This is a genomic window from Allobosea sp. MMO-172 (genome assembly GCF_037147855.1).
Taxonomy (GTDB): Bacteria; Pseudomonadota; Alphaproteobacteria; order Rhizobiales; family Beijerinckiaceae; genus Allobosea.
Window position 1 is genome coordinate 100387 of the sequence record NZ_JBBCUM010000015.1, and the last position, 23743, is coordinate 124129.

The 23743-nt window shown below is 68.2% G+C and carries 23 protein-coding genes; 16 read left to right on the forward strand and 7 right to left on the reverse strand.

Translation table 11 applies throughout. The features are described 5' to 3' along the window. Positions 1 to 4 precede the first annotated feature (4 nt). The gene (locus WFK61_RS20635) at positions 5 to 640 is read left to right on the forward strand and encodes a thioredoxin family protein (RefSeq protein ID WP_336813943.1); all 636 of its coding nucleotides are present in this window, start codon (positions 5 to 7) and stop codon (positions 638 to 640) included. Between the two features lie 62 nt (positions 641 to 702). Here the strand turns inward: WFK61_RS20635 and WFK61_RS20640 are convergent, their stop codons facing one another. After that, the gene (locus WFK61_RS20640; RefSeq protein ID WP_336813944.1) at positions 703 to 1911 is read right to left on the reverse strand and encodes a penicillin-binding protein activator; all 1209 of its coding nucleotides are present in this window, start codon (positions 1909 to 1911) and stop codon (positions 703 to 705) included. A gap of 185 nt (positions 1912 to 2096) precedes the next feature. Between WFK61_RS20640 and rsmI the strand changes: the two genes are divergently transcribed. From rsmI to gshB, 3 genes are all read left to right on the forward strand, one after another. Then, positions 2097 to 3005 (forward strand): 16S rRNA (cytidine(1402)-2'-O)-methyltransferase, encoded by a 909-nt coding sequence (gene rsmI, locus WFK61_RS20645; RefSeq protein WP_336813945.1) that lies wholly within the window; start codon positions 2097 to 2099, stop codon positions 3003 to 3005. Further along, complete coding sequence (locus tag WFK61_RS20650) at positions 3002 to 3397, forward strand: YraN family protein (RefSeq protein WP_336813946.1); 396 nt, start codon at positions 3002 to 3004, stop codon at positions 3395 to 3397. Before rsmI ends, WFK61_RS20650 begins: the two co-directional genes overlap by 4 nt. A gap of 74 nt (positions 3398 to 3471) precedes the next feature. Beyond that, complete coding sequence (gshB, locus tag WFK61_RS20655; RefSeq protein WP_336813947.1) at positions 3472 to 4410, forward strand: glutathione synthase; 939 nt, start codon at positions 3472 to 3474, stop codon at positions 4408 to 4410. Between the two features lie 10 nt (positions 4411 to 4420). Here gshB and WFK61_RS20660 read toward each other — a convergent pair whose 3' ends face one another. The 3 genes from WFK61_RS20660 to WFK61_RS20670 all read right to left on the reverse strand — a co-directional run bounded on the left by WFK61_RS20660 (position 4421) and on the right by WFK61_RS20670 (position 8139). After that, the gene (locus WFK61_RS20660; RefSeq protein ID WP_336813948.1) at positions 4421 to 5185 is read right to left on the reverse strand and encodes a hypothetical protein; all 765 of its coding nucleotides are present in this window, start codon (positions 5183 to 5185) and stop codon (positions 4421 to 4423) included. A 133-nt stretch (positions 5186 to 5318) separates the two neighbouring features. Further along, positions 5319 to 7034: a hypothetical protein gene (locus tag WFK61_RS20665; protein ID WP_336813949.1), complete on the reverse strand. Its 1716-nt coding sequence runs from the start codon at positions 7032 to 7034 to the stop codon at positions 5319 to 5321. 304 nt (positions 7035 to 7338) lie between these two features. After that, positions 7339 to 8139: a HesA/MoeB/ThiF family protein gene (locus tag WFK61_RS20670; protein ID WP_336813950.1), complete on the reverse strand. Its 801-nt coding sequence runs from the start codon at positions 8137 to 8139 to the stop codon at positions 7339 to 7341. A 170-nt stretch (positions 8140 to 8309) separates the two neighbouring features. On the opposite strand from WFK61_RS20670, the gene WFK61_RS20675 reads away from it, so the two are divergent. The 10 genes from WFK61_RS20675 (at position 8310) to WFK61_RS20720 (ending at position 18830) form a co-directional block, all read left to right on the forward strand. Continuing rightward, positions 8310 to 9314 carry a BMP family lipoprotein gene (locus tag WFK61_RS20675; RefSeq protein WP_336813951.1) on the forward strand — a complete coding sequence of 335 codons (1005 nt, stop codon included), beginning with the start codon at positions 8310 to 8312 and terminating at the stop codon, positions 9312 to 9314. Between the two features lie 16 nt (positions 9315 to 9330). After that, the gene (locus WFK61_RS20680; protein ID WP_336813952.1) at positions 9331 to 10860 is read left to right on the forward strand and encodes an ABC transporter ATP-binding protein; all 1530 of its coding nucleotides are present in this window, start codon (positions 9331 to 9333) and stop codon (positions 10858 to 10860) included. Continuing rightward, a complete protein-coding gene (locus WFK61_RS20685; RefSeq protein WP_336813953.1) occupies positions 10857 to 11957 on the forward strand; it encodes an ABC transporter permease in 1101 nt (366 codons plus the stop codon). The genes WFK61_RS20680 and WFK61_RS20685 overlap by 4 nt, the downstream gene beginning before the upstream one ends. Before the next feature lie 163 nt (positions 11958 to 12120). Beyond that, positions 12121 to 13095, forward strand: a complete 975-nt coding sequence (locus tag WFK61_RS20690) for an ABC transporter permease (protein ID WP_336813954.1) — start codon at positions 12121 to 12123, stop codon at positions 13093 to 13095. Position 13096: 1 nt separating this feature from the next. Then, a complete protein-coding gene (locus WFK61_RS20695; protein WP_336813955.1) occupies positions 13097 to 13507 on the forward strand; it encodes a cytidine deaminase in 411 nt (136 codons plus the stop codon). Positions 13508 to 13542: 35 nt separating this feature from the next. Continuing rightward, on the forward strand, positions 13543 to 14352 hold the full coding sequence (locus WFK61_RS20700; protein ID WP_336813956.1) for a purine-nucleoside phosphorylase: 810 nt from the start codon (positions 13543 to 13545) through the stop codon (positions 14350 to 14352). Between the two features lie 3 nt (positions 14353 to 14355). After that, positions 14356 to 15117 carry a deoxyribose-phosphate aldolase gene (deoC, locus tag WFK61_RS20705; RefSeq protein ID WP_336813957.1) on the forward strand — a complete coding sequence of 254 codons (762 nt, stop codon included), beginning with the start codon at positions 14356 to 14358 and terminating at the stop codon, positions 15115 to 15117. After that, entirely contained in the window at positions 15117 to 16442 is a 1326-nt protein-coding gene (gene deoA / locus WFK61_RS20710) for a thymidine phosphorylase (RefSeq protein WP_336813958.1), read from the forward strand. The genes deoC and deoA overlap by 1 nt, the downstream gene beginning before the upstream one ends. Then, positions 16439 to 17383 (forward strand): 2-hydroxyacid dehydrogenase, encoded by a 945-nt coding sequence (locus WFK61_RS20715; protein WP_336813959.1) that lies wholly within the window; start codon positions 16439 to 16441, stop codon positions 17381 to 17383. Before deoA ends, WFK61_RS20715 begins: the two co-directional genes overlap by 4 nt. Positions 17384 to 17471: 88 nt before the next feature. Then, positions 17472 to 18830, forward strand: coding sequence for an esterase-like activity of phytase family protein (locus WFK61_RS20720; protein WP_336813960.1), 1359 nt, complete (start codon positions 17472 to 17474; stop codon positions 18828 to 18830). Between the two features lie 132 nt (positions 18831 to 18962). Here the strand turns inward: WFK61_RS20720 and nth are convergent, their stop codons facing one another. Beyond that, positions 18963 to 19664, reverse strand: coding sequence for an endonuclease III (gene nth, locus WFK61_RS20725; RefSeq protein ID WP_336813961.1), 702 nt, complete (start codon positions 19662 to 19664; stop codon positions 18963 to 18965). A gap of 20 nt (positions 19665 to 19684) precedes the next feature. On the opposite strand from nth, the gene WFK61_RS20730 reads away from it, so the two are divergent. Next, a complete protein-coding gene (locus WFK61_RS20730) occupies positions 19685 to 20212 on the forward strand; it encodes a DUF2244 domain-containing protein (RefSeq protein ID WP_336813962.1) in 528 nt (175 codons plus the stop codon). Here the strand turns inward: WFK61_RS20730 and WFK61_RS20735 are convergent. Continuing rightward, positions 20209 to 20811: a class I SAM-dependent DNA methyltransferase gene (locus WFK61_RS20735; protein WP_336813963.1), complete on the reverse strand. Its 603-nt coding sequence runs from the start codon at positions 20809 to 20811 to the stop codon at positions 20209 to 20211. The genes WFK61_RS20730 and WFK61_RS20735 overlap by 4 nt on opposite strands. A gap of 313 nt (positions 20812 to 21124) precedes the next feature. Here WFK61_RS20735 and WFK61_RS20740 point away from each other — a divergent pair, with 313 nt between their 5' ends. Continuing rightward, the gene (locus tag WFK61_RS20740; RefSeq protein WP_336813985.1) at positions 21125 to 22021 is read left to right on the forward strand and encodes a methylated-DNA--[protein]-cysteine S-methyltransferase; all 897 of its coding nucleotides are present in this window, start codon (positions 21125 to 21127) and stop codon (positions 22019 to 22021) included. Between the two features lie 7 nt (positions 22022 to 22028). On the opposite strand, the gene WFK61_RS20745 is transcribed toward WFK61_RS20740, so the two are convergent. Next, a complete protein-coding gene (locus WFK61_RS20745; RefSeq protein ID WP_336813964.1) occupies positions 22029 to 23672 on the reverse strand; it encodes a hypothetical protein in 1644 nt (547 codons plus the stop codon). Between the last annotated feature and the right edge of the window lie 71 nt (positions 23673 to 23743).

Consider the following 23743-nt stretch of genomic DNA (forward strand, 5'->3'; position numbering starts at 1 on the left):
AGACATGCAAAGCCTGACCAGACAGACTTTCATCGCCGGCCTTACCCTCGCGGGCCTCGCCTTCCCGGCAGCCGCCTTCGCGCAAGGCGCGGCCAAGGTCGGCGCGCCCGCCCCCGCCTTCCAGGCGGTCGATGTCGAAGGCAAGACGCGCAACCTCTCGGAATTCGCCGGCAAGACGGTGATCCTCGAATGGACCAACCATGACTGCCCCTATGTTCGGAAGCACTATAACAGCGCGACCATGCAGACCCTGCAGAAGGACATGGCGAAGGAGGGCATCGTCTGGCTCTCGGTGATCTCCTCGCCGCAGGGCGAGCAGGGCCATGTCGATGCCGCGAAGGCGAAGGAACTGACCGTCCAGCGCAACGCCGCCCCGGCCGGCATCCTGCTCGACCCGAACAGCAAGGTGGCACGCGCCTATGGCGCGCAGACCACGCCGCATATGTACATCATCGATCCCAAGGGCACGCTCGCCTATATGGGCGCGATCGACGACAAGCCGACCTCGTCGGCCGCGAGCCTCGAAGGCGCCAAAAGCTATGTCCGCCAGGCCATCGCCGAGCTCAAGGCGGGCAAGCCGGTCTCGGAAGCCAGCACCAAGGCCTATGGCTGCGTGGTGAAATACGCGCCGCTGAGCTGAGGCCGTCGCCCAACGTGATCAGGAAGCGGCCGGGTCTTGCCCGGCCGTTTTCGTTTGGGCGCCTATTGCGACCTCGGCCCGAGATCGCGCGGCGCTGCGTTGATCGTGACGATCTGGCCGTTGCGCAGCTCCAGCACGGCGAGGCCGCGCTCGACCTGCCCGTCCGGGCGGAAGCGGAAGACGCCGTCCGCCCCGGCGAAGCCCGAGCCGTTGGTCAGGACGGCTTCCGAAAAGCGCTGCGAGCCTTGCGTGCGGGCCAGCGCCGCCGCCAGCGAGACCGCGTCATAGGCCAGCGTCGCGGTGCGGGTCGGCGCGCTGTTGAAGCGCTGCTGATAGCGCCCGGCGAAGGCGTTGAAGCCGGCGGTATCCGGCGAGGCGAACCAGCCGCCCTGGATCGCCGGCACGCGCGCGATGCTGGCATCGTTCCAGACGCCGGTGCCGAGCGGCTTGACCTTGGCCGGGTTGTAGCCGGCCTCCTGCAGCAGCTGGCCCACGGTGGGCATCGTGTCGGCCGCGGCCGGCACGAACAGCGCATCGGCCTGGGCGAGCGAGGGCATCAGGCGCTGGATCGCGGATTTCATCGCGGCCGGATCGGAGCTGAAGCGCTCGATCGCGGCGACGCGCACGCCGCGATTGGCCGCGGCCTGCTGGAAGGCGGCCTCGACGACCTTGCCATAGGCGGTGTCCGGCACCAGCGCGGCGAAGGACTTGCGGCCCTGCTGGGCGGCATAGCCGATCACGCGGTTGACGTCGTTCTCGGGCGGGAAGGAGAGCAGGTAGACGCCGCGCGAGGCGACGTTGGAATCGCTGGAGAACGCGATGACCGGCTTGTTGGCGGCGCGTGCCACCTGCCCGGCCGCCTGGACGGAGGGCGCGAAGAGCGGGCCGACGATCAGTTCGGCGCCTTCCGAGAGGGCCTCCTGCGCGGCGGCGCGGGCGCCTTCGGGCGTGCCGCGATCATCCTTGACCAGCAGCATCAGGTCGGCATTCGGGAATTCGGCGAGCGCCATCTCGGCGGCGTTCTTCAGGGAATTGCCGACCACGGCACCTTGCCCCTCGGCCGTCAGCGGCAGGATGAGCCCGACCTTGACCTTGCCGGTGCCGAGGGTCTGCCCGGTCGGCGCGGCGCCGCCGGCTGCGGGCGCGCCCGAATCGAAGCCCGGCATGCCGGAGGTGCCGCCACCGCAGGCGGCAAGCGCAAGCGGCAGCATGACGGCGAAGGCCCGTGCCTTGAACCGCAGGATCGGTGCGAGGTGCCGATGGTGGAACACGGGCGATCTCCAGTCGTGACCGGGCCGGCAAGAAGCGGCCCGGCGATAGGTCCTGCGGAACTGTTCTACCCCCGGACCTCTCGTGCCAGTGCGGAAGCCTATTTTCAAGTTGTTAACTATAGGTTGCAGGGGCGTACGCGCGCCTTGCGATGGCGTGGGCCGCCTGGCTGTGGCAGCGTGGCGCCATGTCGACCGATGCCGCCGCCCGCCCCCCCAGCTACACCGCCTTCGGCCTGAAGGCCGAGGCCGAGCCGCTGGCGCCGGGCCTGCACATCGTCGCGACGCCGATCGGCAATCTCCGCGACATCTCGTTTAGGGCATTGGCGACGCTTGCCGCTGCCGATGCGATCCTGGCCGAGGATACCCGCACCTCGAAGACGCTGCTGGCGCATTACGGGATATCGACGCCGCTCCTGCCCTATCACGAGCACAATGCCGCGCAGATGCGCCCCAAAGTGCTGGCGAAGCTGCGCGAGGGCGGCAAGCTCGCGCTGATCTCGGATGCGGGCACGCCGCTCGTCTCCGATCCCGGCTACAAGCTCGTCGCCGAACTGGTGGCGGAAGGCCTGCCCGTCACCGGCATTCCCGGTCCTTCCGCCGTACTGGCGGCGCTGGTGCTGGCCGGCCTGCCGACCGACCGCTTCTTCTTCGAGGGCTTCCTGCCGCCGAAATCGGGGGGACGCCGCACCCGCCTGACCGAGCTCGCCGCCATTCCCGGGACGCTGGTCTTCTTCGAATCGCCCCGCCGCCTCGCCGAGATGCTGAGTGATGCCGCTGCCGTGCTCGGCGCGCGGCCGGGCGCCGTCGCGCGCGAACTCACCAAATTCTACGAGACGGTCCGGCGCGGCACGCTTCCGGAACTCGCGGCCCATTACGAGAGCGAGGAGGAGGCGCGCGGCGAGATCGTCGTGATCATCGGCCCGCCCGGCGCCGCCGATCTCGTCACCAGCGACGAGGCGATCGACGAGCGCCTGCGCACGGCCATGGCCAAGGTTTCGCTGAAGGAAGCCGTGGCGCAGGTCGCGGCCGAGACCGGCCAGCCGCGCCGCAAAGTCTATGCCCGCGCGCTCGAACTCACGCGCGACGATCCATGAGCAAGGCCGGCGCCGATCCGGGCGGGCGCAGCCTCAAGGCACGCCGCTCCGGCCTGACCGGGCGCCGCGCCGAATGGCTCGCCATTCTCTGGCTGACGGCTAAGGGCTATCGCCTGCTGGAGCGGCGCTTCGGCGGCAAGGGCGGCGAGATCGATCTCGTGATGAAGCGCGGCCGCACCATCGCCTTCGTCGAGGTCAAGGCGCGGGGCCAGCTCGACAACGCCATGATCGCGATCACCGCGGAAAAGCAGCGCCTCGTCGAGCGGCGCGTCCGGCACTGGCTCTCGCGCAATGCCTGGGCCGTCGACCATCATCTGCGGGCCGATGCGGTGTTCCTGGCGCCCTGGCGCCGGCCGCGCCATGTCCCCGCTGCCTTCGCGCTTGTCCTCTGATGCAGGGCCACCCACTTGCGGGGACACCGTCTGCGGTCCGATAAGAACCGCCTGCCTGCAACAGGAAGCCTGTCATGAGCCTCAACGTCGCCATCCAGATGGACCCGATCGAGCGCATCCGGATCGCCGGGGATACCGGCTTCGCGCTGATGCTGGAAGCGCAGGCGCGAGGCCACTCGCTCTACACCTACACGCCCGACAAGCTTTCGATGCGCGACGGCAAGGTCACCGCGCCGATGCGCCCGGTGAAGGTGCGCGATGTCGACGGCGACTATTTCACCGCCGGTGCCGAGGAGAAGGTCGATCTCTCGACGCTCGACGTCGTGCTGCTGCGGCAGGATCCGCCCTTCGACATGGCCTATGTCACGACCACCCATATGCTGGAGCGCATCCACCCGAAGACGCTGGTGGTCAACGATCCGACCTCGGTGCGCAATGCGCCCGAGAAGATCCTCGTCACCCATTTCCCGGAATTGATGCCGCCGACATTGATCACCCGCGACAAGGCGGAGATCGAGGCCTTCCGCGACGAGCACGGCGAGATCGTCATGAAGCCGCTGTACGGCCATGGCGGCGCGACCGTGTTCAAGACCGGCAAGGGCGACCCGAATTTCGGCTCGCTCTTCGACCTGTTCAGCAATCTCTTCCGTGAGCCCTGGGTGGTGCAGGGCTTCATCAAGGAGGTCAGCGAGGGCGACAAGCGCATCATCCTGATCGACGGCAAGGCGGCCGGCGCCGTCAACCGCGTCCCGGCGGTCGGGGATCTGCGCGCCAACATGGTCCGCGGCGGCGCGGCGCGCCCGACCGACCTGTCGAAGCAGGAGCTCGCGATCTGCGAGGCGATCGGCCCGACATTGCGCGAGCGCGGCCTGCTCCTGGTCGGCATCGACGTGATCCACGGCAAGCTTACCGAGATCAACGTCACCGCGCCGACCGGCGTGCGGGCGATCAAGAAGCTCGGCGGCCCGGACCTCGCGGCCCAGCTCTTCGACGTGATCGAGGCGAAGCGCTAAGCTGCGCGTGTCAGTCTAGAGCTTTGCGAAGGCCGCCACTTGTTGCAGCGTCAGCTTTCTCGCTGGCGCTGTTTTTCGTTTCGATCTTGTAATTGCGCCACTTTCGCGCGTCTTGAACAAACGTAACTAGGGCCGTCAGGTTGCTGCCGTCACAGACGATATCCCAGCGCTCTTCATGGGATTTGGGCACACCGACGAATGGTGGCGGGTTGATCGCCTCCCTAGGCGTTTCTTTCACGACAGACGCTTTCAGAGTGGCCAGATCACATTGTTTTTTGTCGATGAGCGCGCGCGTGATGACCTTCTGTAGCGTGTAGGCCGCCTTCGTGCCGATCCGGTCGATGGCAGGGATGGAGTCCGTGCGTTCAGATGTTGGTATCGGAACGGAGCGCACGAACTCGATCATCTGCTGTTTGGTAACGGGCTTGGGAATATCGAGACCTAGGCGCTGGATCGCTTTCTCGCAGCCCGCGGTTTTGACGGCCTCGTCGAGTTGGCGGACCATTTCAATTCGATAGTCATCCATAGCCTTGCGAGCTTGAACGATATTGCCCGGCTTGCTGATGCTGCTGACGAAATTGGCTTCGCGCTCGTAAATGATGGCGATTGGCTCATCCAAATCGGCAACCTGAAAACCTTTAAGCGACTTCTGGATTTCCGGTGAGCAGCTTCCAGCCAAGATGCGATAGCTTTCCAGCCGCTGCCAGGCGCTATCGAAAGCGTAGGCCGATGACGTCGAAATCCAGAACAGAACGCAGATGGCAAGCGTACGCATGGCAGGGTGCCCAATTGCAGGAAGATCAGCGTCTCAAAGCCGAGAGAAGTGCAGGTGAACTAAAATCGCGCAATTTGAAGAGAGTGGAGGCTTTTCTCTGCACGCCGGAGATGTGGGCTGTTCTCGCGGGGTGCTAGTCCGCCCTGACATAGCCCTTCCAGCAGCGCCCGAGCGCGATCTCCCGCCGGCCCGTCAGGACCGGCGCGTAGATCCGGCGCAGGGCCTCGTTCGCCACCGTGACCGGGCAGAGCGGATAGAGAACGAGGTCGGCCTCGCGGGCGAGCGTGATCTCGGCATCGTCAGGCTTCGGCACGGCCCGGAACGGGTCGGCGCCGATGGCGATGCCGCGCGGCGCGCTGCGGCCCATCACGGCGGGGAACGGGTTGACGAAATTGAGGCTCATGATCGTCTCGAAGCGGCGTCCGCTCGCCTGCTCATGGGCCAGGATCGCCGAGACGCCCTCGTCGACCGCCAGCAGCCAGGAGGCCTGGAAGTCGAGCTCGGAATAGAGCTGCAGCCCCGGGAGCATCTCGCGGGTGGCGAAACCCTGGAATGTGGCGGGATAGGCGGCATAGATGTCGAGCATCGCGCTCGCGCGGCTCATGACGTCGATATGTTGCGAGACCAGGCCGAGCCGGCCGAGATGCTGGTTCGGCAGGGTGGAATAGCCGGTCTGCGCCATCAGGGCGCGCGCGCCGCGCTGGAGCACGGTTTCGGCCGGCGGGATCGCGGTGGCCGCGACGAGGCCGCAGACGACGAGCGCGCCGCGCCGGCCGCTGCCGAGCCAGCGCGACAGGATCATCAGCAGCACCGGCCAGATGAAGATGAAGGCCTGCCCACCGGTGTTCTGGGTCTCGAAGAACAGGCCCGCCGCAAGGACGACCGCGAGCCAGGCGACGTCGCGGTCGAGCAGCCGGACGAAGCCGTTGGCGGATGGCTCACGGCGGAGCGCGAGCGCGGCGTCGGCGATGTCGCGCCGGTCCAGCCAGAGCAGGGCGAGGCCCAGCGCCGTTCCGGCGCCGACGATGTCGAGATGCAGTGAGGCCGCCTGGACGAAGCGGGGCAGGATACCGCCGGCATTGATCGCGATCAGCGCGAGGATGCTGCCGAGATAGGCGCCGACGAGCCCGGTCGAGAGTTCGAGCCCGAGCATCCCGATCCCGGCGGCAGCGGCGATCAGGGCGCTCGGGCGCCAGCCGATCCGCCCGGCCGCGAGCGCGAAGGCCGTGACGAGGCCGCCGGCGAGGAAGCCGGTGATCTTGATCAGGAACAGCGCGGTCAGCGTCCAGCCGATGACGGCGCCGAGGGCTGGGCCGCGCAGGAAGACGAGGCCCGAGACCAGCACGTAGAGCACGATGCTGACATGGCGGTTGTAGATGCCGAACCCGTCCGTGCCGGGGAAGAAGGAGTAATGCTCGACATTGATCGGCAGGATCTGGAAGGCGAGATAGGGCAGGAGCAGCGCCAGCGCCGTGGCGCGCGATGGCCGGCCGACCTTGTGCAGGATCACGGCCATGGCCGGGGCGGTCACGGCGAAGAGGCACCACTGCGCCAGAAGCAGCGGATGCGCGCGGGGGAACAGCGCGTCGAACCCGGCGAAGAGCCAGTAGCCGAGCGGCCCGACCGGCGCGATGAAGTCGATCAGCGGGATCTGTCCGTCGCCGATGCGGTTGGCGGCGTCGAGATAGAGGACGAGGTCCCAGTACATCGGCCCCAGCGGCAATGTCAGGGGCAGCGTCAGCAGCAGCGCGCAGGCGAGGATGGCGATGCCGAGCAGGGCGAGGGGCAGATTCGGAAGCCGGGCCGTTCGCGTCGAAACCCGCGTCCCGATCGTGTCGCCGGCCTGCATGGCGCCCTTCCCCATCGCTTTCGATGGGGCTTGCTAGCAGAAGCCGGTTAAGAGCCTCTAATAGAGCCTGGAGGGGGCTCGATGGGCCTTGGAGGAGCCGAATGCCAGGAGGAGCGCGCAGCCGATATCCCCAGATATCGGCAAGTCGGTCCGACGCCGCAGGCGGCCCTCCAAAGCCCACCTGCGGCGCCGGGAATTCGACCGCCCGCGGCGTCGCGGCGCTTGCCGATACCAACGGTATCGGCTTCACTCCGCTCCTGGCGGAGCGGACGAATTGCCGGCGTCGAGACCCCTCCAGGCTCTATTAGAGGCTCTTAGATCGACCTTCGTTCGCGCCCGTGCCGTTGAGCGGATTGGCCTCGTCCCAGCCATAGCGCAGCGTCTCGAAGCGCATCGTCAGCGAATCGACCAGCAGCAGCTTGCCGACGAGCGATTCGCCGAAGCCGGTGACGGCGCGCACCACCTCCAGCGCCATCAGCGAGCCGATCACGCCGGGCAGGGCGCCGAGCACGCCGGCTTCCGCGCAGGTCGGGATCGCGCCGGGCGGCGGCGCGTCCGGGAAGAGGCAGCGCCAGGTCGGGTTGGGCTTGCCGTCCGGTCCCGCTTCATGGGCGCGGATCGTGGTGAGCGAGCCGTCGAAGCGCCCGAGCGCGCCCATCACCAGCGGCTTGTGCTCATGGAAACAGGCGTCCGAGACGGCATAGCGCGTCGCGAAATTGTCGGAGCCTTCGGCGACGACGTCGTAGAAGGCGATCAGCGCGCGCGCATTATGCGGATCGAGCCGTGTCACATGCTCCTCGACCACGACATTCGGGTTGAGGTTGCGCACGAAGCGCGCGGCGGCGACCGCCTTGTGAGCGCCGATATCCTCGGTCGAGAAGATGGTCTGGCGCTGCAGGTTCGAGAGCGAGACGATGTCGTCGTCGACGATGCCGATCTTGCCGACGCCGGCTGCCGCCAGGTACTGGATCAGCGGCGCGCCGAGCCCGCCCGCGCCGACGACCAGCACGCGCGCGTTCTTCAGCCGCTGCTGGCCCGGCCCGCCGATCTCGGGCAGGACGATATGGCGGGCGTAACGCTCGATCTCGTCGTCGTTCAGCATCATGGCCGGCAGCCTAAGGCCGGGAGCGGTGCTTGGGCAATCGCCGGCCGTGCCCGGTCGTGCCCCGCGGCGAGCATGACCTTTCGCCAGCTTGGCCGCGCGCCCGGGCCATGCCATCGTGCCGCCATCGAGGGCCGGCCAACGGCGCCCGGCAGCAACAGGGGATCGGTTCGATGCGTTTGGGTTCTTTCGCGGCGGCGCTCGCCGGCGTTGCGCTTTCCAGTGTGGCCGCTCTGGCGCAGCCGCAACCGATCAAGCCCGCGATCGTCTATGACAAGGGCGGCAAGTTCGACAAATCCTTCAACGAGGGCGTCTTCATCGGCGCGGAGAAGTTCAAGAAGGAGACCAATGTCGACTTCCGCGATTTCGAGCCGACCAACGACGCCCAGATCGAGCAGGCTCTGCGCCGTTTTGCCCGCGACGGCCATTCGCCGATCATCGCCGTCGGCTTCTCGCAGGCGACGGCCCTGCAGAAGGTCGCGGCCGAATTCCCGAACCTGAAATTCACGATCATCGACATGGTCGTCGAGTTGCCGAACGTGCAGTCGGTCGTCTTCAAGGAGCATGAGGGCTCCTATCTCGTCGGCCTGCTCGCGGCGCTGGCCTCGAAATCCGGCAAGGTCGGTTTCGTCGGCGGCATGGATATTCCGCTGATCCGCAAGTTCGCCTGCGGCTATGTCCAGGGCGTCAAGGCCGGCAAGCCCGGCGCCGAGATCTTCCAGAACATGACCGGCTCGACGCCGGCCGCCTGGAACGACCCCGTCAAGGGCGGCGAGCTCGCCAAGTCGCAGATCGATCGCGGCGCCGACGTGGTCTATCACGCCGCCGGCGGCACCGGCATCGGCGTGCTGCGCGCCGTGGCGGATGCCGGCAAGCTCGGCATCGGCGTCGATTCCAACCAGAACGCGCTCCATCCCGGCAAGGTGCTGACCTCGATGCTCAAGCGCGTCGATGTCGCCGCCTACAACTCCTTCAAGGCGGCGCAGGACGGCTCCTGGAAGCCGGGTGTCTCCGTGCTGGGCCTGAAGGAAGAGGGCATCGACTGGGCGCTGGACGATGCCAACAAGGCCCTGATCACGCCGGAGATGAAGGCCGCTGCCGACAAGGCCAAGGCCGACATCATCGCCGGCACGGTCAAGGTCCACGACTACATGTCCGACCAGAAATGCACGATGTGAGGCGCGGGCCGCTCCCTTGAGTTCTGCGCCCGCCATCGAGCTCGTCGGCATCTCCAAGCGCTTCGGCCCGGTCGCCGCCAACAGGGACGTGTCCCTCTCGGTCGCGGCCGGCTCGATCCATGGCATCGTGGGTGAGAACGGCGCCGGCAAGTCGACGCTGATGTCGATCCTCTACGGCTTCTACGAGGCCGATGCCGGCGAGATCAGGATCGCCGGCGCGCCGCGCCGCATCCGCTCCTCGGCCGATGCGATCGCGGCCGGGATCGGCATGGTCCATCAGCATTTCATGCTGGTGGAGACGCTGAGCGTCGTCGAGAACGTCGTGCTCGGCGCCGAGGGCGGGGCCTTCCTGAAAGGCGGCATCGGCAAGGCCCGGGGGGCGCTCGCGAAGCTGTCGCAGGATTACGGCCTCGCGATCGATCCCGATGCCATCGTCGGCGAGCTCTCCGTCGGCCTACAGCAGCGCGTCGAGATTCTGAAGGCGCTCTATCGCGGCGCCGAGATTCTGATCCTGGACGAGCCCACGGCGGTGCTGACCCCGGCCGAGGCCGACCAGCTCTTCGCCCTGCTCCGGGCGCTGAAGGCGCAGGGCAAGACGGTGATCCTGATCACCCACAAGCTGCGCGAGATCATGGACGTGACCGACCGGGTCTCGGTGATGCGCCGTGGCGAGATGGTCGCCCATGTCGCGACCGCCGAAACCTCGCCGCCGGCATTGGCCGAGGCGATGGTCGGCCGGCGCGTGCTGCTGCGTGTCGAGAAGGAGCCACGCGAGCGCGGTGCGCCGGTGCTGGAAGCGGTTGGTCTCTCCTGCCGCGACGGGCGCGGCACCGAGACCCTGAAGGACGTCAATCTCACCCTCCATGCCGGCGAGATCGTCGGCATCGCCGGTGTCGCCGGCAATGGCCAGAGCGAGTTGCTGGAGGTGCTGGCCGGCCTGATCCAGCCGAGCCGCGGCGTGGTCCGGCTCGGCGGGCAGATATTGGCCGCCGCTGATCGCCATCCGGCGCGATTGCGCGATCTCGGGCTGATGCATATCCCCGAGGATCGCCACCGCAGCGGCCTCGTCACAGCCTTCTCCGCCGCGGAGAACGCCATTCTCGGCTATCAGCACGATCCCGCCTTCGGCTCCGGCCCGCTGCTCTCGCCGGCCCGCATCGAGGCCCATGCGCGCGAGGCTTTCGCGGCCTATGACGTGCGCCCGCCCGATCCGGCGCTGAAGACGGCGAAATTCTCCGGCGGCAACCAGCAGAAGATCGTGCTCGCCCGCGAGATCGAGCGTGGCCCCAAGGTACTGCTCGTCGGCCAGCCGACGCGCGGCGTCGATATCGGCGCGATCGAGTTCATCCATCGCCGGCTGGTGGCTTTGCGCGATGCCGGCGTCGCGATCCTGCTCGTCTCGGTCGAGCTGGAAGAGGTGATGGCGCTGTCCGACCGGATCATCGCGATGTGCGGCGGCCGGATCACCGGCGAGCGCGTCGCCGAGGCAGCCGACGAACGCGATCTCGGCCTGCTGATGGCCGGCGTGACGGACGAGGCCGCATGAGCGCGGCCCCGGTCGAACTGCCGCGCTGGGCCGATATCGCGCTGGTGCCGCTGGTCTCGGTGATCGCGGCCCTGCTCGTCGCCGGACTCGTGGTCGTCGGCATCGGCGAGAACCCGCTGGAGGCGACGGCGCTGCTCCTGCGCGGCGCGCTCGGCAGCGCTGAGGGTATCGGCTTCACGCTCTACTACGCCACGAATTTCATCTTCACCGGGCTCGCGGTCGCGGTCGCCTTCCATGCCGGCCTGTTCAATATCGGCGGCGAGGGGCAGGCGACGGTCGCCGGCATCGCCATGGCGATCGTCTGTCTCGCGCTGCCCATGCTGCCCGGCTTCCTCGCCGTGCCTTTCGCGATCCTGGGAGCGGCAGCGGGCGGCGCGCTCTGGGCCTTCATCCCCGGCTGGCTCCAGGCGCGGCGCGGCAGCCATGTCGTGATCACCACGATCATGCTGAACTTCGTCGCGGCGACGCTGATCGTCTATCTCTTGCGCGAGGTCATCGGGAAGCCCGGCTCGATGCAGCCCGAGACTCCGGATTTCCCGGCAGGCGCCATCCTGACGCCGATGCATCAGTTGCTCGCGCCTCTCGGCCTGAAGCTGCCCGCGAGTCCGCTGAACAGCGCCTTCTTCCTCGCCTTGATGGCACTCGTCGCCGTCTGGTTGCTGATCTGGCGCACGCGATTGGGCTATGCGATCCGCACCGTCGGCGCCAATCCGCGCGCCGCCGCCTATGCCGGCATCTCGCCGGCCGCGGTGACCATGGTCGCGATGGCGATCTCGGGCGCGCTGGCCGGCGGGCTCGCGGTCAACGAGGCGCTCGGCGTCCAGCACCGGCTCGTGCTGGATTTCACTGCCGGCTACGGCTTCGTCGGCATCGCGGTCGCCCTGATGGGGCGCGGCCACCCGGCCGGCGTCGGCCTCGCCGCCCTGCTCTTCGGCGTGCTCTACCAGGGCGGCGCCGAGCTTTCCTTCGACAAGCCGGCCATCACCCGTGACATGGTCGTGGTCATCGGCGGCGTGCTCGTGCTCTTCGCCGGCGCGCTGGACGGGCTGTTCCGGCGGCTTGTCGCGAGCGTGCTCGGGATGGGGCGGGCATCATGACGGCGCGAATCCCCTTGTCATTCCGGGGCGATCCGCAGGATCGAGCCCGGAACCCACGACCGGGTGAGCCCGTCTGTCGCCGTTTCGAAAGCACGCGCCCAGTCGTGGGTTCCGGGTTCTTCGCTGCGCGAAGCCCCGGAATGACAAGGGGGAGCGGTTGACGATGGACCTGCTCCAGCTCATCGCCGTCATCCTCGATTCGACGATCCGGCTGTCGATCCCGCTGATCTGCGCGGCGATGGCGGGCTTGTGGTCGGAGCGCGCGGGCGTCGTCGATATCGGCCTCGAGGGCAAGATGCTGATCGCCGCCTTCGCCTCGGCGGTCGCGGCTTTCGTCACCGGCTCGGCCTGGATCGGGCTCGGCGCCGGCATCCTAGCCGCCCTGGTGCTGGCGCTGGTCCATGGCTTTGCGGCCATCACCTGGCGCGGCAACCAGATCGTGTCCGGCGTCGCCATCAACATGCTGGCGGCGGGGCTTACCGTCATCCTCGGCAATGCCTGGTACGAGCAGGGCGGGCGCACGCCCTCGCTCGAAGGCGCCGCCCGCTTCGGCGAGATCACCTTGCCCTTCGCGCGCTGGGCCCGCGAAAACGTGCCGGGGCTCGGCCTGATCTATGACGAGGTCGTCTCGGGCCACGGTGCGCCGGCCTATCTCGCCCTGCTCTGCGTGCTCGTCACGGCCTTCGTCCTGAAGCGCACCCGCTTCGGCCTGCGCATCCGCGCGGTCGGCGAGAATCCGGCCGCGGTCGACACGGCGGGCATCTCCGTCGCCGGCCTGCGCTACGGCGCGGTCGCGATCTGCGGCGTGCTCTGCGGCATCGGCGGCACCTATCTCGCCGTCGCGCAATCCGCCGGCTTCCTGCCGCATATGACGGCGGGGCGCGGCTTCATCGCGCTCGCCGCCGTAATCTTCGCCAACTGGCGGCCCTGGCCGGCGCTCGGCGCCTGCCTGCTCTTCGGCCTGCTTGATGCGGTCGCGATCCGGCTTCAGGGCGTGACGTTGCCCGGCATCGGCCTCGTGCCGGTGGAAGCGATCCAGGCCTTGCCCTATCTGATGACGATCGTCCTGCTTGCCGGCTTCATCGGCAAGGCGACGCCACCCAAGGCCTCCGGCCTGCCCTATGTCAAGGAACGCTGATTTGCCGGCCGAACCCGATTTCGAGGCCCTGTTCGCCGCCGCAGCCGCGATCCAGCCGCGCGCCTATGCGCCCTATTCGCGCTTCAAGGTCGGCGCCGCGCTGCTCGCCGATGACGGCGCCGTCCATGCCGGCTGCAATGTCGAGAACGCCGCCTATCCCGTCGGTTCCTGCGCCGAGGCCGGCGCGATCGCGGCGATGATCGCGGCCGGCGGTCGCGCGATCATCGCCGTGCTGGTCTTCGGCGAGGGCGCCGCGCTGGTCACGCCCTGTGGCGCCTGCCGCCAGCGCATCCGCGAATTCGCCGTGCCGGAGACGCCGGTCGCGATCGCCGGCCCCGAGGGCATCCGGGCCCGCTTCACGCTGGAGGAGCTGTTGCCAGCCTCCTTCGGACCAGCCAATTTGCCGCGCTGATGTAGGGCCGCTTCGGCGGCCGGAGGGAGTATGCGATGGCGGCTGATCCGGCCTTCGACAAGGTGGCGTCGATCCTGGCGGAACGCGGCGTCGATGCGATCGATTGCGCGGTCGTGCTCGGCACCGGCCTCGGCGCCGTCGCCGAGGACATCCAGGACGCGATCCGCATTCCCTATGCCGATCTGCCGGGTTTCCCGCGCGGCGAGGTCTCCGGTCACGCGCGCCAGCTCTGCTATGGCACGCTGCATGGCCGCAAGGTGCTGATCTACGAAGGCCGCGCCCATTATTACGAGGGTGGCGATGCCGCGGTGATGCGTGTCCCGCTCGGCGTGCTCACCGCCTTCGGCTCGCCGCCCCTGATCCTGACCAATGCGGCGGGTTCCCTCTCGGCGGAGATGCGCCCGGGCAGCCTTGCCCTGATCACGGACCATATCAACCTGAACGGCCCAAACCCGTTGATCGGCGATAAGGGTGACGGGCGCTTCGTGCCGATGGTCGATGCCTATGACCCGCATCTGCGCGGCCGCTTCAAGCGCGCGGCCCAGAGGGCGGCGATCCCGCTCGGCGAGGGCGTCTACATGTGGTTCACCGGGCCGAGCTTCGAGACGCCGGCCGAGATCCGCATGGCGAAGGTCCTGGGCGCCGATCTCGTCGGCATGTCGACCGTGCCGGAGGTGATCCTGGCGCGTCGCCACGGCCTGCGCGTCGCCGGCCTGTCCATCGTCACCAATATGGGCGCAGGGCTCCATGGCGGCACGCCGCATCACACCGAGACGCGCGATGTCGCGGGCCTCGCAGCAGGTGCGCTCAAGCGCCTGATGCGCGCCTTCCTGTCGGAGCTGTAAATCATGTCCGATGCCGATCTCGCCAGGCGCGCGCTTGCCCTGCTCGACCTCACCGACCTTGCAGATGATGCCACGGAAGCGGGCACCCGCGACCTCTGCCGCCGCGCGGTCTCCGGCCCGGTGCCGGTCGCGGCGGTCTGCCTCTGGCCGCGCTTCGTCGCGACGGCGCGGGCCGAGCTCGGCGACGGCCCCGTCCGCATCGCGACGGTCGTGAACTTTCCCGATGGCGACACGCCCATCGCCCCGGCCATGCGGGAGACGGAAGAGGCGCTCGCGGCAGGCGCCGACGAGATCGATCTCGTCCTGCCCTGGCGGGCCGTTCTCGCCGGCCAGACCACGGCGGCGGCCGCGATGGTCCGCAACGTCAAGATGCTCTGCGACGAGCGGCGCCTGAAGGTGATTCTCGAAACCGGCGAATATCCCGATCTCGACAAGGTCAGGACGACCTCGGAACTCGCCATCGCGGCCGGTGCCGATTTCATCAAGACCTCGACCGGTAAGACCGCGAATTCGGCCAGCATACCGGCGGCGCGCGTGATGCTCAGCGTCATCGCGGGAAGCGGGCGCCCCGTCGGCCTGAAGCCGTCGGGCGGCATCCGGACACTGGCCGACGCCACGCGCTATCTCGATCTCGCCGATGCGATCATGGGGGAGGATTGGGTCTCGCCCACGAGTTTCCGCTTCGGCGCCAGCGGCCTCTATGGCGCGCTCGTCACCGCTATCGATGGCGCCGGCCCCGATGCCGCGCCGCAGGGGAGCTATTGATGCGCCTGACCCAGGAGATCATCGCCGCCAAGCGCGACGGTGCGGAATTGTCCGAGGCCGATATCCGCCAGCTCATCGCCGGCTTGCCTGACGGCTCGGTCAGCGAAGGCCAGGCTGCGGCCTTCGCCATGGCGGTCTATTTCAACGGCATGAACGAGCGTGAGCGCGTGGCGCTGACGCTGGCCATGCGCGATTCCGGCACGGTGCTGCGCTGGGATGATCTGCCCGGCCCGGCCCTCGACAAGCACTCGACCGGCGGCGTCGGCGATACCGTGAGCCTGCCCTTGGCGGCGGCGGTCGCGGCCTGCGGCGGCCATGTCCCGATGATCTCCGGCCGGGGCCTCGGCCATACCGGCGGCACGCTCGACAAGCTCGATGCGGTGCCGGGCTATGTCACGCAGCCGGGCATCGCGCTTTTCCGCAAGGTGGTGCGAGAGACCGGCTGCGCCATCATCGGCCAGACCGCCGACCTCGCTCCGGCCGACAAGCGCCTCTATGCCATCCGCGACGTCACCGCGACGGTCGAGACGATCCCCCTGCTGGTCTCCTCGATCCTGTCGAAAAAGCTCGCTGCCGGCCTGCACGGCCTCGCCATGGACGTGAAATTCGGCTCAGGCGCCTTCCTGCCGGATTACGGCAAGGCGCAGGCCCTGGCGCAGGCGCTGGTCGGGGTCGCCAATGGAGCCGGCCTGCCGACGCATGCGCTCCTGACCGACATGAGCGAACCGCTGGCCTCGGCTGCGGGCAACGCGCTCGAGGTCGCCTATGCGCTCGATCACCTGACCGGACGCCGCCGCGAGCCGCGCTTTCATGAGGTCACGGTCGCGCTCGCCGCCGAGATGCTGCTGCTCGGCAAGCTCGCCCCGGATATCGAGGCGGCCCGCGCGAAGATCGAGCAGGCCTTCGCCTCCGGCGCCGCGGCCGAGCGCTTCGCCCGCATGATCGTCGCGCTCGGCGGCCCGGCCGATCTGCTGGAAGCGCCGCAGAAGCATCTTGCCGCAGCCCCGGTCGTGAAACCGGTCCATCCCGAAACGGCCGGCCCGGTCGCTTCGGTCGATACCCGCGCCGTCGGGCTTGCGGTCGTCGCGCTCGGCGGCGGCCGAGTGCGCCCGCAGGACCCGATCGACCATGCCGTCGGCATCGTCTCGCTGGCCGGTATCGGCGATGCGGTCGGGCGCGACCGGCCGCTCGGCATCGTCCATGCCCGCGACGAGGCCGGTTACCAAGCGGCCAGCGAGCGCTTGCGCAAGGCTTACCGGATCGGGGAGGGTGCGGCGCGCGGCCCGCTGGTCGCGGAACGGTTGACGGAGAGGGTTACGGGATGAGTCTGCTTCTGGCCATGACGGGCTGGCATGTCGAGGATTGGCGTGCGCGCTTCCAGGCGCTGCTGCCGGATATGCCGATCGTCGTCCTCGGCGAACCCTTCGACCGCCGCGCCGTCCATTATGTCGCGAGCTGGAAGCACCCGCCCGGCAGCCTGACCGGCCTGCCCAATCTCGCCGCGATCTTCTCGCTCGGCGCCGGCGTCGATTTCCTCTTCGCCGACGACAAATTGCCGGCCGCGCCGATCGCGCGCATCGTCGATCCCGACCTGACGACGCGGATGAGCGAATACATCGTCCTGCATTGCCTGAGCTATCTGCGCCAGCAGCGCCGCTATGACAGCCAGCAGCGCGAAAAATCCTGGGACGACGACCGCAACCAGCCGGCCGCCCGCTCGGTCCGCGTCGGCATCATGGGGCTCGGCGAGCTCGGCCAGGACGCGGCCCGCAAGCTCGCCGTCATGGGCTTCGACGTCGCCGGCTGGAGCCGCTCGCCCAAGACCATCGAGGGCCTGCAGACCTTCTCCGGCGAGGACGGCATGAAGGCCTTCCTCGCCCGCACCGATATCCTGGTCAGCCTGCTGCCGCTGACCCCGGACACGCGCGGCATCATCAATGCCGGGATGCTCGCCGGCCTCGCGCAGGGCGGGCGGCTCGGCGGGCCGTTCCTGATCAATGCCGGGCGCGGCGGCCTGCAGGTCGCGGACGATATCCTCGCCGCGCTCGATGCCGGCACGCTGAAGGGCGCGACGCTCGATGTCTTCGAGGTCGAGCCGCTACCGGCGGATTCGCGGCTCTGGACCCATCCCGGCGTGACGGTGACGCCGCATAACTCGGCGATGTCGGAGCCCGAGGCGATCGCCACCGCCGTCGCCACGCAGATCGGGCGGCTGGAAGCGGGCGAGCCGCTGCTCAACGTGGTCGATCCGGCGCGGGGCTACTGAGCCCCTGTCACGGAACGGTCGCGCGGCTGTCGTCGCGGCGCAATCGGGGCGGGCGAAGCGAAGGCTTCGCCTCACCCGGAGCCATTCCATGCGCCTGCCGCTCATCGCCGCCCTGTTGCTGTCCTCGACCATGCTCGCCGGAGCCGAGGCGCCCCAGAAGGAATTCCCCGCCAAGCTCGTCGGCCATGCCCTGCTGCGGGCGAACACGATCATCCCGGCGCCGGCCGATGCGCCGGCCGATCTGAAGGTCTCCGGCAAATTCGTCACGCCGGGCAAGCGCGTCGAGGCGGTCGGCACCGTCATGGGCACCTCGGGCGGGCGCCCGACCGGGCTCTCCACCCCCTTCGCCGGCCAGCCGGTGCAGGGCTTCTCCGGCATTCGCTCGCTGGGGAATGGCGAGTTCCTCGTGCTGACCGATAACGGCTTTGGCGCCAAGGCGAACTCGCCCGACGCGATGCTGTTCTTCCACCGCCTCAAGGCCGATTTCGGCAAGGGCGCGGTCGAGCGTCTCTCGACCACCTTCCTGCACGATCCCGACAAGAAGGTGCCCTTCCGCATCGTCCAGGAAGGGACGGAGAAGCGCTATCTGACCGGCGCCGATTTCGACCCTGAATCGATCCAGCCGATCGGCGGCAAGTTCTGGATCGCCGAGGAATTCGGACCCTATCTCATCCGCGTCGATGCCGGCGGCAAGGTCGAGGCCGTGTTCGAGACGCTGGTCGACGGCAAGCCGGCCCGCTCGCCCGACCATTACGCCATCACCACGCCGGGCGCACCGGACCAGAGCGTCGCCTTCAACGTGCGCCGCTCCAAGGGCTATGAGGGCATGGCGCAGTCGCCGGACGGGCGCTTCCTCTATCCGCTGCTCGAAGGCCCGCTCTGGAACGCCGAGACCAAGGGCAATGAAGAGGTCGACGGCAAGGAAGTGCTGCGCATCCTCGAATTCGACGTCGCCAACGAGAAATGGACCGGCCGCTCCTGGTTCTATCCGCTGGAGCAGAAGGGCAACGCCATCGGCGACTTCAACATGATCGATGGTTCCACAGCGCTCATCATTGAACGCGATAACGGCGAAGGTACCGCCGACAAGGCCTGCGCCGCCGGCCAGAAGGGCCCGGATTGCTTCCACGACCTCGCCAAGTTCAAGCGCGTCGTGAAGATCGAGATGACCGAGGCCAATCTCGGCAAGCCCGTCCGCAAGATCGGCTTCATCGACCTCCTGAAGATCGCCGATCCCGAGGGCGAGGCAAAGCAGGGCGCCATCGACGGCGTGCTGCCCTTCCCCTTCTTCACCATCGAGAATGTCGACGTGGTGGATCGCGCGGCCGGCATCATCGTCGTCGGCAACGACAACAACCTGCCCTTCTCCTCCTCGCGCGACCCCAAGAAGGCCGACGACAACGAGCTGGTACTGCTTCAGGTCAAGGACCTGCTCGACGCCAAGTGAGAAGCGGAGGCGCTGCCGTCATGCTCGCCCTTGTGGCGAGCATCCACGTCTTGAGCACGACCTTCGACCCATGAAGACGGGGATGGTCGGGACAAGCCCGACCATGACGCGGGTGTGGTGCTGGTTATGTCCTCAGGCGATGCGCTTGTCGGCGGAATCGCAGAGGTCGTTCTGGATGCAGCGGACGCATTCGGGGCGCAGCGCCTTGCAGGTGTAGCGCCCGTGCAGGATGAGCCAGTGATGGGCGTGCCGTCCGAATTCGGGCGGCACGGCCTTCTCCAGCCCGAGCTCGACCTGCAATACGTTCTTGCCCGGCGCGATGCGCAGACGATTGGCTATGCGGAAGACATGAGTGTCGACCGCGTGGGTGATCTCGCCGAAGGCGATGTTGAGCACGACATTGGCCGTCTTGCGGCCGACGCCGGGCAGGCTCTCCAGTGCCTCGCGCGTCGTCGGCACCTCGCCGCCGAATTCCGCGATCAGCTTCTCGCAGAGCGCGATCACGTTCTTCGCCTTGGTGCGGAAGAGCCCGATCGTCTTGACGTATTCACGGACGGTTTCCTCGCCGAGCGCGAGCATCTTCTCCGGCGTGTCGGCAATGGCGAAAAGCGGGCGCGTCGCCTTGTTGACGCCGGCATCGGTCGCCTGCGCCGAGAGCACGACGGCGATCAGCAGCGTGAAGGCGTTGGTGTGGTCCAGTTCGCCCTTAGGCTCGGGATTGGCCGCCTGGAAGCGGCGGAAGATCTCGTGGATCTCGGCCGGCTTGCGGGCGCGCGGCAACGTGATGCGCTTTGCCGGCGCTGCGGCGCGAGGGGGCCTGTTCCGCTGATCCATGACGGCGTTATAATCGCCGGATGACCACCGGCAATAGCCTTGGCAGTGAGATACCCGACGCTTCGCAGCGGCCGGTCTTCGATGCCACGATCACGCCGCATCGTTCGCTTGGCCAGAACGGCTTCCGCATCGTGATGACGCTGGTCTGCCTGGCGAGCGTGATCTCCTCGATCCCCTTCGTCGTGCTCGGCGCCTGGCCCGTCGCCGGCTTCTTCGGCATCGATGTCGTCGCGCTCTTCGTCGCCTTCCACGTCAATTTCCGGCATGCGCGCGCCTTCGAGCGCATCGTGGTGACGCCGCTGGAGGTGTTTCTGCGCAAGGTCTCGCATCACGGGCGGGAGACGATCTGGCGCTTCAATCCGATCTGGACCCGGCTCGAACGCCAGACGGACGAGGATTACGGCCTGCTCGGCCTGAAGCTGGTCTCGCGGGGGCAGAGCGTCGCGATCGCCTCCGCGCTGTCGCCGCATGAGCGTTCGGGCTTCGCCGATGCGCTGGGCTCGGCTTTGTCGAGCGCTCGCCGCGGGCCGGATTACGGCGCGCCTTAGGCCGCTCCGGCGAGCCAGATCGTATGGCCGCCGCAGCTCGGGTCCTCCACGACATGTTCGACGACGGAGAAGCCGTTCTCCGCCAGCAGCGCCCGGTATTCGCCGCGAGCGAGGCTGCCATGGTAGAGCGCCTCGCCTTCGAACGTGCCGATCGCCTCGCCATGGGCCGGGCCGCTGGTGAAGAGCAGGGCCGCGCCCGGTGCCGCATGGGCCGCGAAGATCGGGAACATCCCGCGCTGGTCCTCGGGCGTCAGGTGGAAGAACGAATCCCAGGCGATCAATCCGTCGAAGCGACGCCCGAGCGCGAGCTTGCGCATGTCGGCGACCTGCCAGTCGCCCTCGGGAAAGCGCGCCCGGCACAATGCGATCATCGCCGGGGCGGAATCGACGCCGGTGACGGCATGGCCCTGTTCGCCGAGGTGACGGGCGATCGGCTGGCCGGTGCCGCATCCGATATCGAGGATCGTGGCGCCGGGTGCGAGCAAGGCCCGGAAGCGCGCAAGCCAGGGGCCTTCCATCAGCAACGTGCCGCGCAAGCCGTCATAGGTCGCGGCATGGCGCTGGTAGAGATCGATGATCGCGCCGGCGGGAGAGGTCATGGCCCTATGAGCCCTCATCCTGAGGAGGCCCGCAAGGGCCGTCTCGAAGGATGTTCCCGGAGGCTCCCGAACTATCTGGAGCATCCTTCGAGACGCCGCTTCGCGGCTCCTCAGGATGAGGGCTCGTCAGCGAGGACGACGTGGAGGCCAACCCCGCCCTTGCCAGCTTTCGGGTGGGAACGGCATGGTGGGCGCCCTAGATTCGCATCATGACGAATGATGCGAGGCTCCCATGAACGCTCATGCTCCCATGAAAACGGCGATGACCCCGACGCGCTTCTCCAATGCGGTGCTGGCGCGCGCCGCCGATGCGATGCCGAGCGAGGCCGATTTCCCGGCCGTCGCCCCCGGCTCGGACTACGATACCGTCCGGCGCATCCTCTCCTTCATCACCCATAACTGGCGCGAGCAGCCGACGATCGAGGCGATCGCGGAAGCCGCCGGCGCGACGCCGACCGATGTCCATCATCTCTTCCGGCGCTGGTGCGGGCTGACGCCCAAGGCCTTCCTGCAGGCGATCACGCTCGACCATGCCAAGGGATTGCTCTCCGCCTCGGCCAGCATCCTCGACACGGCGCTGGAGGTCGGCCTCTCCGGTCCGGGCCGCCTGCACGATCTCTTCGTGACGCATGAGGCGATGTCGCCCGGCGAATGGAAGGCCGGCGGCGAGGGCCTGAAGCTCTCCTACGGCTTCCATGCATCGCCCTTCGGCGAGGCGCTGGTGGTGATCACGGAGCGCGGCCTCGCCGGGCTCGGCTGGGTCTCGAACAGCGCCGATGGCGGCAAGGTCGTCGGCGGCCGCGCCGAGGCGCTGGCCGACATGATGCGGCGCTGGCCCCATGCCGATTACCACTACGACCCGGTCCAGACGGCGCCCTATGCCGGCCGCATCTTCGAGCCCAAGGCCTGGTCGCCGGAGACGCCGCTGCGCGTCGTGCTGATCGGCACCGATTTCGAGGTCAGGGTCTGGGAGACGCTGCTGCGCATCCCCGTCGGCTGCGCCACCACCTATGGCGAAGTCGCCAACCATATCGGCAAGCCGAGTGCCGCGCGCGCCGTCGGCACGGCGGTCGGCAAGAACCCGATCTCCTTCGTGGTGCCTTGCCACCGCGTCATCGGCAAGTCGGGCGCATTGACCGGCTATCACTGGGGCCTGACGCGCAAGCGCGCCATCCTCGGCTGGGAAGCCGGGCAGACCGCGACCGGCTGAATGCCGGTCACTTCCTGAGATACATGTCCCAGCAGGGCGCGAGCGCGATCCGTTCGCGCCCTTCGAGCGCGGCGGCAAAGTGCTGGCGAATGTCTTCGCGTGCCGTCGTAACCGGGCATTTCGGCATCAGCATGGCATCCGTCTGCCGCAGGGCCTCGATCGTGCCGGGCTGCAAGGCGGGCACGCTGCGGCTGGGATCGACGCCGACCGGAACGACGCGGGGCGGCGAGCGTTGCAGCAGGACGTTCAGCGGATCGACGAAATCGAAGGTGAAGAAGCCGTTGAGCTCACGCTTGTTGGCGCTCTCCCAGGCCTTGATCGCGGTGATCGCCTGCTGGATCTCGAGCATCCAGGTCGCCTGATAGTCGATCTCCGAATAGAGGATGTAGGACGGCAGGATGCCGCGCCCGATCAGGTCGCGATAGCCGTCCGGCTCGGTCGCGTAATGGTCGAGCATCGCGGCGGCGCGCGCGGCGACCTCCGGCTTCACGCTGATCCGGCCGAGCGGCCCGAGATCGGGCACGTCGAGGCCGGTATAGGTCGGCGCGCTCATCACCGCGCGCATGCTGCGCTCGATGCAGATGACGGCGCTCGGCAGCGCCACGGCAAGCGTGAGCACGAGCACCACCGGCCGCAGCCGGTCGTCGCGCCGCTGCCACCAGTCGACGAGGAGCGGCAGCAGGATCGGCCACAGGCCGATGAATTCCAGCGAACCGGTATTCTGCGTCTCGAACAGGGCGAGCGCGAACAGGCCGGCCGCGAACCAGCCGACCGGCGCATCGGCCAGCGCCCGCCAGCCGGCGAGCGTCGCCGGCAGCCCGTCGCGCCAGGCGGCATAGGCCAGCGTGGCGAGCAGGATCAGCGACGGTCCGATCACGTTGAACTTGACCGATGCGACCGTCAGGAAGCGCGGCAGCAGCGTGCCGGTATTGAGGCCGAGCAGGGTCAGGATATCGACGAGATAGGCCGAGCTCAGCCCGGTCGCGAGTTCCAGCACGGCGAGCGCGAGGATCACCAGGGCCGCGGCGGTGACCGCGTCGCGGAAGCGCATCCGGCCGCTGAGCGTGGCATAGCCGACGAGCAGCGTGCCGGAGACCGCGCCCGTGATCTTCGTCAGGAAAAGCGTCAGCATCAGCACGGCGACGAGCGCGATCCTGAAGCCGCGCCGCTCCGCGAAGATCAGCGTCGCGATCAGCAGGTAGAGCAGCAGCGCGACATGGCGGTTGTAGAAGCCGTAGCCGTCGAAACCGGGCGCCGGATAGAGCGCATGCAGGTTGATCGGGAAGGTCGCGAACAGCAGGAAGGGCAGCACCAGCGCCAGAGCCTGCTGGCGCGAGCGCCGCGAGACCTCGCCGGCGATCAGCGCGAGCACCGGCAGCATGATCGGCAGCAGCGCCCAGTTGATCAGCAGCATCGGCTGGGCGTTAGGGAAGGTGATGTCGAGCGCCGCGGCGAGGTAGAAGCCGAGCGGGCCGATCGGCGCAAAGAAGTCGATGGTCGGGACCTGGCCGAGCTCGATGCGCTGGATCGCGTCGAGATACACCACCGTATCCCAGGCATTCGGGCCCAATGGCAGCCGCAACGGCAAGATCAGGCCGGCGACGACCGCCAGCGCGAAAGCCGCGATCCAGGCGAGGGGGGAGCCGGCCATCCTTGCCACCGCTCCCTTGCCGCTCGCACTCTTGGCACCGATTTGGGAGTGCTGACTCCCGATCTCGCTCA